Source organism: Listeria rocourtiae subsp. hofi (assembly GCF_963575615.1).
Lineage (GTDB): Bacteria > Bacillota > Bacilli > Lactobacillales > Listeriaceae > Listeria_A > Listeria_A hofi.
Window position 1 is genome coordinate 1 of sequence record NZ_CAUYTL010000058.1, and the last position, 9,476, is coordinate 9,476.

Annotated in this window: 14 protein-coding genes and 1 tRNA gene; 14 read left to right on the forward strand and 1 reads right to left on the reverse strand. The window is 37.4% G+C overall.

Going from position 1 to position 9,476, the window contains the following annotated elements:
• Positions 1-195 precede the first annotated feature (195 nt).
• The 8 genes from R8925_RS15185 (at position 196) to R8925_RS15220 (ending at position 5,411) form a co-directional block, all read left to right on the forward strand.
• Entirely contained in the window at positions 196-807 is a 612-nt protein-coding gene (locus R8925_RS15185; protein ID WP_430536634.1) for a hypothetical protein, read from the forward strand.
• On the forward strand, positions 804-1,376 hold the full coding sequence (locus R8925_RS15190; protein ID WP_430536635.1) for a zinc metalloprotease: 573 nt from the start codon (positions 804-806) through the stop codon (positions 1,374-1,376). The genes R8925_RS15185 and R8925_RS15190 overlap by 4 nt, the downstream gene beginning before the upstream one ends.
• Before the next feature lie 129 nt (positions 1,377-1,505).
• Positions 1,506-1,724, forward strand: a complete 219-nt coding sequence (locus R8925_RS15195) for a LytTR family DNA-binding domain-containing protein (protein ID WP_430536636.1) — start codon at positions 1,506-1,508, stop codon at positions 1,722-1,724.
• Positions 1,725-1,907: 183 nt separating this feature from the next.
• The gene (locus R8925_RS15200) at positions 1,908-2,486 is read left to right on the forward strand and encodes a hypothetical protein (protein WP_430536637.1); all 579 of its coding nucleotides are present in this window, start codon (positions 1,908-1,910) and stop codon (positions 2,484-2,486) included.
• 14 nt (positions 2,487-2,500) lie between these two features.
• Entirely contained in the window at positions 2,501-3,103 is a 603-nt protein-coding gene (locus tag R8925_RS15205) for an accessory gene regulator B family protein (protein WP_430536638.1), read from the forward strand.
• Complete coding sequence (locus R8925_RS15210; protein WP_430536639.1) at positions 3,090-3,251, forward strand: cyclic lactone autoinducer peptide; 162 nt, start codon at positions 3,090-3,092, stop codon at positions 3,249-3,251. Before R8925_RS15205 ends, R8925_RS15210 begins: the two co-directional genes overlap by 14 nt.
• 537 nt (positions 3,252-3,788) lie before the next feature.
• Positions 3,789-4,631 (forward strand): sensor histidine kinase, encoded by an 843-nt coding sequence (locus R8925_RS15215; protein ID WP_430536640.1) that lies wholly within the window; start codon positions 3,789-3,791, stop codon positions 4,629-4,631.
• A gap of 15 nt (positions 4,632-4,646) precedes the next feature.
• A complete protein-coding gene (locus tag R8925_RS15220; protein ID WP_430536641.1) occupies positions 4,647-5,411 on the forward strand; it encodes a LytR/AlgR family response regulator transcription factor in 765 nt (254 codons plus the stop codon).
• 49 nt (positions 5,412-5,460) lie between these two features.
• On the opposite strand, the gene clpP is transcribed toward R8925_RS15220, so the two are convergent.
• Entirely contained in the window at positions 5,461-6,054 is a 594-nt protein-coding gene (clpP, locus tag R8925_RS15225) for an ATP-dependent Clp endopeptidase proteolytic subunit ClpP (RefSeq protein ID WP_430536642.1), read from the reverse strand.
• A gap of 203 nt (positions 6,055-6,257) precedes the next feature.
• On the opposite strand from clpP, the gene R8925_RS15230 reads away from it, so the two are divergent.
• The 6 genes from R8925_RS15230 to R8925_RS15255 all read left to right on the forward strand — a co-directional run bounded on the left by R8925_RS15230 (position 6,258) and on the right by R8925_RS15255 (position 9,027).
• A tRNA-Arg gene (locus R8925_RS15230) sits at positions 6,258-6,329 on the forward strand.
• 379 nt (positions 6,330-6,708) lie between these two features.
• Positions 6,709-6,861 carry a hypothetical protein gene (locus tag R8925_RS15235; protein ID WP_430536643.1) on the forward strand — a complete coding sequence of 51 codons (153 nt, stop codon included), beginning with the start codon at positions 6,709-6,711 and terminating at the stop codon, positions 6,859-6,861.
• Positions 6,862-6,880: 19 nt separating this feature from the next.
• A complete protein-coding gene (locus R8925_RS15240) occupies positions 6,881-7,192 on the forward strand; it encodes a hypothetical protein (RefSeq protein ID WP_430536644.1) in 312 nt (103 codons plus the stop codon).
• Complete coding sequence (locus R8925_RS15245) at positions 7,179-7,871, forward strand: T7SS effector LXG polymorphic toxin (protein ID WP_430536645.1); 693 nt, start codon at positions 7,179-7,181, stop codon at positions 7,869-7,871. The genes R8925_RS15240 and R8925_RS15245 overlap by 14 nt, the downstream gene beginning before the upstream one ends.
• A gap of 245 nt (positions 7,872-8,116) precedes the next feature.
• Positions 8,117-8,614 carry a hypothetical protein gene (locus R8925_RS15250; RefSeq protein WP_430536646.1) on the forward strand — a complete coding sequence of 166 codons (498 nt, stop codon included), beginning with the start codon at positions 8,117-8,119 and terminating at the stop codon, positions 8,612-8,614.
• A gap of 14 nt (positions 8,615-8,628) precedes the next feature.
• The gene (locus R8925_RS15255; protein WP_430536647.1) at positions 8,629-9,027 is read left to right on the forward strand and encodes a hypothetical protein; all 399 of its coding nucleotides are present in this window, start codon (positions 8,629-8,631) and stop codon (positions 9,025-9,027) included.
• The last annotated feature ends 449 nt before the right edge of the window (positions 9,028-9,476 follow it).

Below are 9,476 nucleotides of genomic sequence, written 5' to 3' on the forward strand. Positions count from 1 at the left end.
TATTGAACCGCCGTATACCGAACGGTACGTACGGTGGTGTGAGAGGTCGGAGCCTAACGGCTCCTCCTACTCGATTGATTTTATTCGTTTTCTTGTAAAAAATCTTTGTATAGATTTCGGTAACAAAGTCCCTTATTTAATACAAATACATGATAAGATTAAAATGTATTATAAATAACTAAGAGGAGTGCTCACATGAAAAAACTAACGATAATATTCCTAAGCTTTTCTATTCTAGTTGCATGTAGTAAGGAGCCGGCAAAAGAAACTAGCAAATCAAATAATAAATTGGAAGCAAGTGTGCATACATCGATTGAAGATGTTACTTATGATCAAGCAATCAAAGAAGCCGACTTAATAGCAGAAGTTAAAATTGGAAAGTTGAAAGAAATTGTTGAGGGCCGAGATAATATTGTTGCAAAATCAAAATTCGAAGGTACTATAGAAAAAATATATGCAGGCAAAAAGAAAACTAACGACCCTGTCTATATTCTTCAAGAAGGTAAAAATGGAATGGAGATTGAGAATTATCCGTTATTCGAGTCAGGGGAAACTTACATTTTGATGTTGATGGATTCAGGTGATGGCAAGACATTTTGGATTAAAGGGCAAGTAAACGGAACCTATTTTGTTGACGGCGACACAACATTGAAATTTGGAGATAGTGAATCTGCTTTACCTGAGAAAGAGAATACAAAAACTTTGGATCAAGCCATTATCGAAAAACAAGAAGAAACGGCTAATAATTCACAAGTTTTAGATACAGAAGCCTTTAAAATGCAACTTGAAAAGGACGTAAAAGAATGAAGAAATTCTGCATAGCAACTGTTATTCTACTCGCATCCATGACTATTTTTACACCTGTTTCGAAAGCACATGTTGTTGGAAAAGCCGGGAGTGAAGCTGCCGGTTACATCATTAATGGAGCACATTTAGCGAAGAGGGCTTCGGATTGGACAACGTATTCATTAGCAATTCCAAGTGCATATATAGGTATTACCAATGAAGCTGCAAAAAGATGGCGGAATACAGGGATTTATCGAATCTCCAATAAAGTTAAGAAATCTATAAATACGATTAATACAAACAGCGACCCACGATCATCAGCCTATGCTGTAACCACAATCTATTACTACAAGAACGATTATAAGATTGTTAGGTGGCATATCAAGTACAATATGTATCGTATGGTGAAACTAACAAATGCCCAAAAGCAAGCTGTCGCAACACATGAAATTGGACATACAATGGGATTAAAAGATTTATACAATAAAAATAATAATACTAATATTATGTATGGTTACGGAGGCAGTGCGTTAAAAGCATCAAAACCATCGGCAAAAGATAAGAAGGGTGCAGGGATTGCGGTAAGGTAGGATAAAGATTGATCCAGTAACTTGAAGTATATAGTAGCAATATTGATACATGGCTGTTTATATAATTAACTAATTACCACGAAAATATCCCTTAAAAAAGTTTGGAGCAGTTGCGATTGTTACAGGAGCATGAAGACAGTAGACTTGGAATCCGAGCTAGACGAACGATTTTATCGAACACATCGTGCTTTTCTGGTGAATAAAGATCACATTTTAGAAATCGATAGAAGTAAAGGTGTTGCTCATATGGTAAATGGTGAGAAATGTATGGTTTCTACAAGAAGAATAAAAGGATTAAAAAAATGGTTTTTCAAGCTGTTTTTTATCCTTTTTTACTTTAAAAAATAATTTAGTTATATTTATAACGTAAAAACACCCCTTTTTTCGCGTTTACGAACGAAATCGCTACGTTCACGACAAAATGATAAAAAGAGTGATTTTCTATCGTATAATAAGTTTATGGAAATAAGGCTTACTTAGATGAGCTTTTTGAACCACATTATTCGATACTAAAAAGGAGTAGATTACGAAATGATGACACCATTTGTTCAAGCAAAAATGGCTAGCACACAACCATGCTTATTTTTTCAAAAGGAAATTGTTCGTGATTTGCAGTTTTTTAGCCCCGTTTTGGCTAAGATTAGTTTAGTTGATCGCAATAGTGAGGATTCGAAATGGGATTGTCTTATGTTAGCAGTATTTTCACAGCTTGGACGCGACTATATAAAAAAAGAAGACTACCTTTTAGATCGGTTTCCAGTAGCTGATAATCAGCCCAAATACAAAATGTTGATTACATATCGTGGTTACATCTATTTTCTAGATAGCATCACGGGGCATGTTGGAATCAGTGACAATCGATTTTTGGTAGGACTTAACCGCGACAAGCTGTACATGATTGTTTATCGGGATGAGGCACTGTATAGTAAGCCGTTGAGAGGGAAGCAAACTCTTCTCTCTCAAGACGGAAGAGTAACACGAAATATAGAGAAAATATTGAATGAGAATGAAATACCACATGATAGGATAGAAATTGCAGAGTTTGTTAATTCGGATAGAGCTAGTGAAATTTCGCTAGTTTCTGTCTGGGAATTAGCACTCGATGAATAGGGAGGCGAATGGATATGTTTAGTTTGACCGTCCCCAATATGGCAGCAAAGATTACCAGAACAATTTTCCGTGATAGGGAAGTTGATGAAGACAGATTTGCGATTGTGAAGTATGGTGTAGAAATATTTTTAGTGAACGTGACGAAGGGAATTACCGTATACCTCGCCGCTGCCTTGTTAGGGATGATTTGGCAGACGCTGGTTGTACATGTTTCTTACTTGATTGTTCGTAGGCATTCGTTTGGACTGCATGCGAAGACTAGTTTGGGGTGTACAATAACAAGTGTTGTGATGTTTGTGGTGTTGCCGTATTTCGTTAAAGACATACAATTGTCTGGGTGGATGATTGTTGCTATTAGTGTTTTGATTTTACTGAATATTTCGTTATATTCTCCAGCTGATACTGAGAATATGCCACTTTTTAACGCTCAAAAAAGACACGTTTTGAGGCGGAAATCAATAATTAACACTATTTTTATTATAGCCATAGTAATTATAGTTCCGATGCAAACTTATAAAGTATTAATATTGTTTGGTTGTTTGCTCCAAACAATAATGATTCATCCATTGTCCTACAAACTTTTAATGAGGAGATATAATAACTATGAAAATGTATAACGAAAAAAACAATAAAAATAGAATGAATTTTCGCGATGTAATTGAGGAAGCTGCACTTAAGCTGGCGCATAAGTCTGTGAATAAATGTTGTGTTGGCTTTGTATATGAACCTAAACTCCCAGCTAGCTTATTAGCAAGGAGAAAATAAATTGGAGAAATACGTTTGAAATTTGTAAAATGCTGAATTATCCTCTATAATTTAATTAAAATTACTTTATTTTATAAGGCAGAGGGAGGAAATATGGCTACAATATTCAGTTGTGTAATGCAGATAATTTATTTTTTACTAGGTATTCAAATTATTAGTAGGGTAAAATTTTCTTTAAAACTATCATTGTTAACTGCAATTCTTCTAATGATGACAGCTATACCTTTACTCTTTTATGTAAGCTACCTATCGGTTTTGTACATTATAATTGTATTGTTTTTTGTGCTGTATTCTAAATCGAAAAGTATCAAATTATCTCTCATTAGTGTTGTGGGAGCTGTTCTGTGTACTGTAGTTGCATACGCACTTTCCTATATTACAATGTTCTTGCTATCGATGATTACAAGCTTTCCTGTCATGGAAGATTCCTTTATCGAACAAGTTTTAATGTTCCTCTATATTTGTATTCTTTTCAAATCTATCGATAGTATTATAGGTAGATTGCGAAATGATGTTATTGTTCAGGGGAAATATTTGATGCTGATTATTATTATTAGTTCAGTAACGCTATGTCTATTTTATGTGTATATTTGGCAAGGGAGCATGTCAGGATTTTCAGGAGAAACCTTAAAAACCAATGCCATAGTATTTTTAACATATACTATTATTATGATTATAATTCTTTTATATGTAGTCAAAAATGCAGTTAAATCAGCAAAAGTCGAAGCTCAAGACTTACAAATGCGCCAACTCCGTGAATACGTCGGCGCGCTCGAAGCACTACAAAAAGATATGCGTGTTTTCCGACATGATTACGTGAATATTTTATCAGGCATCAATGGTTTCATCACAAACTCGGATATGGATGGGCTTAGTGTTTATTTTCGGACAAAGGTTATTCCGATGAATTCTGATATGGAAATTAATATTTCAAAACTTTCGACTTTGCAGAATCTAGAGGTTATTGAGCTTAAGGGATTGTTTGCTACGAAGATGATTCGGGCGCAGGAACTTGGCGTTGATGCCCAGGTTGAGGTTTATAAGCGAATCGATGAAATGAATATGGATAGTCTTGATTTATGCCGGGTGGCGGGGATTTTATTGGATAATGCGATTGAGGCAGTTGTTGATACGGATGATCCAACTATACGCGTAGCAATTATTCAGAAAAAAGAAGCTATTGTACTTATATTTGCTAATAGTTTGCCGGAAAATTCGCCACCGATTCATCAGTTTTTCGAGGAAGGGTTTTCTACGAAAGGCGATAATCGTGGAATTGGCTTGTCAACTTTGAAGAATACGTTAAAGAAATATCCGAATGTATCTCTGGACACGAAGATAACGCAACATGGATTTGTGCAGGAACTGGAAATCGGCTAACAGGAGGGTGAGGAGATGATAGAGGTTTTTATCTGTGAGGACGAGGTTACTCAGCGAAATGAGCTTGTTAAACATGTTGAGAATTATATCATGATGGAGAATTTCGATATGGAGCTAGCTTTGTCCACAGGTGACCCTGAAGAACTGTTATCTTACGTGCAATTTGGTGGCGAAGGAATGGGTCTTTACTTTCTAGATGTTGACTTGAAGCATCCGCGGCTAGACGGTTTGGATCTGGCGCAGAAAATTCGGGAATACGATCCTAGAGGGTTTATCGTTTTCATCACAACTCACGCGGAGCTTAGTTACTTAACTTTTACCTATAAAGTGGAAGCCATGGATTATATTATCAAAGACGATTTCGACAAAGTGCGCAATCGGATTTTTGATTGTATGAAAAGTGTGGAAGAGCGCGTTGGCAGGGAACGCAAAGAGGTTGGCAAGTTTTTCACAATGAAAACGGATGAGAAGGTTATTCATGAACTCTATGATGATATCTTATTTTTGAGCACATTAAAAACAAAGGCGCGTAGGATTATTTTGCATGCGCAAGATCGCCAAATTGAGTTTTATGGTACGATTAAGGGGCTGGCGGATAGTCTTGACGAGCGTTTTTATAAGACGCATCGGGCTTACATAGTGAATACGGATAAAATTGAATCGGTAAATTATGTCGGTGGTATTATTACGATGGTGAATCAAGAGGAATGTCTTCTTTCTTCAAGGGAGAGTAAGAAGTTCCGTGCGTTTATTCAGAAGCGACGCGAGGATATGGATTAAAAAATCCCGAACTAATCTCTAATCAGAGATAGCTCGGGATTTTTTGTGCTTATTTTAGACCAGCTTTGTTGACTACGATGTCATCAATTAGGCCGTATTCTTTCGCTTCTGCCGCTGTCATGAAGTTGTCGCGGTCTGTGTCGCGTGAGATAACTTCGATTGGTTGACCTGTACGATCTGCCATAATTGTGTTCATACGTTCTTTGATTTTAAGGATGTGACGAGCTGCGATTTCGATTTCCGTAGCTTGACCTTGCGCGCCACCTAGCGGTTGGTGAATCATGATTTCAGCATTTGGAAGTGCAAAACGTTTGCCGTCTGCGCCAGCTGTAAGTAGGAATGATCCCATTGATGCTGCCATCCCCATTGCGATTGTTTGAACGTCCGCTTTTACGAAATTCATCGTGTCATAAATCGCCATCCCAGCAGAAATACTACCGCCTGGTGAGTTGATATAAAGGAAAATATCTTTCTCAGGGTCTTGCGCGTCTAGGAATAGCAACTGAGAAACGATAGAGTTAGCAACGTTATCGTCAATCGCGCTACCTAACATAATAATCCGATCTTTAAGTAAACGGGAATAGATGTCATACGCACGTTCCCCACGGCTAGTTTGCTCGATTACTGTTGGAATTAAATTCATAATAAAAACGCCTCCTGTTTAGGTATATTTCATCTAAAAAGCATGACTTTCTTGCCTTTTATTTCTTACTTTATGATTACATATTACACGATTGGTCAAACTAGGTCAAACGAAAGGCTCGCATGAAATTTTGATATGAGATAAAGCTTGTGTAATCGGGAATTTTCCGCTATAATTATTGATTGTGAGTGTATTAAAAATCCGTCCTCGTGGTGCAACGGATAGCACGTGAGCCTCCGAAGCTCAAAATACAGGTTCGATTCCTGTCGAGGGCATATTTGAGTAAAAAAGAAGTCGTTAAACTGCAGGTAACTTGTTGGTATGACAAGTAATCTAGGCAGTTTAACGATTTTTTGTTTTCATCGTATTACTATGATGTTTCAATCTTTTGTGGCAGAAATTTTTCTTTACTAATAACCCGATTTTTTTGCTATATATTAGGATTTTTTATCATTAAGATATGGTATAATATTTCCAATAGCAATAAAATAAGGAAGGAATGAGTAGCAAGTGGCAAAGAAAATACAGTTACCAAGTGGCCGATTAGCGGAACATGCTAGCGCAATCCAAGCCACGACGAATAATTTAAAACTATAACCAAAGCCGAGTGTATCTTATTCCACAGGTAGCGCACGGCAACTAGTAGAAGGCGCGATGGAGTTTGCGCAAATGACGGCGTCCGTTCCAACTGCGTTTCAAAAAGATACCGCGAATTTGAAAAACGTGGAGAAAGCATTTGTTGCCTCTGAAAAAGCGCTGGGCGATATGCTACGTCAAGGAATCGAATGGGTGGGAAGTAAAAAATAGGTTAGGAGGATACATAGCAATGCAACCAAGACAACGGGAAGAAGACGCTTGGAAAGAACAAATCAAGAACGAGCGACAGTTTGAGGAACTCGAGCAATTATTTTCAAAAGCAAAACGGGCACAGGAAAATGTGCTACATACTTTTCAGGATGCGTGGCAGGGGAACAGGTCACGACAGCGATTAGGACTAGTGGAAGAAACGATGACGGAAGAATGGCAGAAGCGGAAAAAACAAATGTATGCCGTGGATGATGCGATACAAGAATCGCGTCGCGCACACCAACGAGCCAAATTTGCATCGAAGGAGGCTGATGCGCATGCCACGGATTGAGATTGGGGAAGTACGTTATTTTGTGGAGCAGTTTTTAAGAGAAAGTAAACGGTTACGGGATGCGTTGCGAGATTATCGAAAAGCTGTGGCGAAATTAGTGGCGGATGGTGAGATCCAAGGTGAGTTTGTTGATAGCGCGAAAAGCTATTATGAAACGGTACACTATCCTATCGTAGACACGACCATCGAGTGTTTGAGTGAAGCGGATCGGATTTTGAAAAAGTATGTACAGGACTTTGAATCCCAAGTAGATGATGCGTTTGACTCGCGATTGGATTCGGATAAACTGGATGCGCTGTATGCCGAAATCAGACGATCAGAGAATTTATTGGATGACTTCACGCATGCGATGGACTCAATGACGGGGAATTTGAACATCGGGCAACAGATAGGCATGAAGCTAGGACTGGAAACGTCAATGATGCAAATCAAAGAAGAGATCAAGATTTTAGAACGTTATCTGGATTTTGAGCATAGCCATACGAACGTGATGCATGACATTTTATCGCGAATGTATCAAGTCAAGACTGGTGTGAATGAAATCCTAGCTGGAAAAGCGTTCAACGACACGACACACACCTATGATTCTAGCAAAATGCAATTAGGCTGGCTGAATCACTTAGTACCAGAGAAGAAGCCAAAGAAACGTATAATTTTGATGACTACACGAAGACACTAGAAGGCAGCTATTGGATCTTAAGCAAAAATGGTATCACAAATCGCGAGACCGCAGAAGCAAGTATCGCCTATAATGATGGATTAAAAGATGGTACAATTAAAGTAACATCCGAAGAAACTGGCGATTTTATGACGAATTATATGCTGGACGCAATGAAGGGCATCAATACGCTGAATCCTGGTGTGCCGCTGACAAAAATGCAAAGCTTCTCGATTATTTCGTTTGTATTATTAGGTGGCATAACGATGAAAGGCGCAGGTAAAATGATACCTAAAAGTCATCTAGAAGTGGCGCAGAAAAAATTGAAGATAAAAGAAGTGGAGCCTGTTCAGACTATAGAAAATAGATATCCAAATGAACTACAGTCAGGAAAATCATTTGACTATGTTTTAAAAAATGGACAAGTTAAAATTAGAGATGGTATAAATGAAGTTGATTTTGTTGTTGATAAAAGTGGCGTACTCCAAGTAGGTAGAGGGCATTCTTACCTAGCAAATGGCGAGGATGTTTTAGCGGCGGGTAAATTAAAGGTAGATTCATATGGAAATATAAGAAGAATTACTAATGAGTCGGGTCATTATGCACCTACTGTTGCACATGCGAAGAATTATGAGCTGATATTTAATGATGCTGGGATTGCGACTAAAAATTCTTGGTTGGAAATTTATCAATTAGAGTTCACAAATTCTGGATATGTTAATTTAGGGAACTTGAAGAAAATTGAATCTACTAAGCTGAAATAAAGGAGATGATCTCAATGGACAAAGTAACTCAAATGAACGAAGAAATATTTGCTGAAAACTTATTGAAAGCTGCTAGTGAATTAAAAGAAAAAATGGGAATTCATAGCACAGTAGATAAATTTATTATTGAGCCAGTTGAAGAAGTGGGGAAAATGTTGGACGGCGGAGACGAGATGATGAAACGCTTGGTTCTAACAAAAGAAAACATAGGAGATAAGAAACTCTCAGTTAAAGATGTTGTCGGAGTCCTAGGTGGGCTTTTCCCGAGAGCGCCAATATGGATTAATATTTCTTTTATTGAGGTAGAGGAAGAAATGGCGATTTTTAGATTAGACACTAGTTTAAGGTTTAGAAAACCGACATTGTTGAGAAATAGCGAAAGTGGGCATGCACCGTTTAAAGTGATTTGCTAATTTTGTTTAGTGAGGATATTTTTCCTGCTCTATGAAGGCTTGGAATGGATTTAAGTGGATAAAGAAACGAGTGTAGGAAATAATGGTAAGTTTTGACTAAGACATGAAGATTAGGTTCTTTGAAATAGTATTCTATACTCAAAAATTTCTAATTAGCAATAAACACATTTTCATTCTCGTAAGTATTAGCTTTTTAAGAAAATTGAGAAATAATGCGTTTAGTAGTCTTGTTAACAGAGGCTTTGTTGGAGTTAGACATGTTATAAAATATATTATGTTGGGGGAAGAATTGTGTCAGGTGAGAAAAATAGCAAGGATAGCGTTCTTGAAGGTCTTGCTTTAGGTGTTGGCTTTGTTATAGTAGGGGTTAGTCGGGAGTGTAAAATAAACTGTGTAAATAATGAATCTTAGTTCATTGTTTATACAGTTTTTCTTTTTTGATACAATGA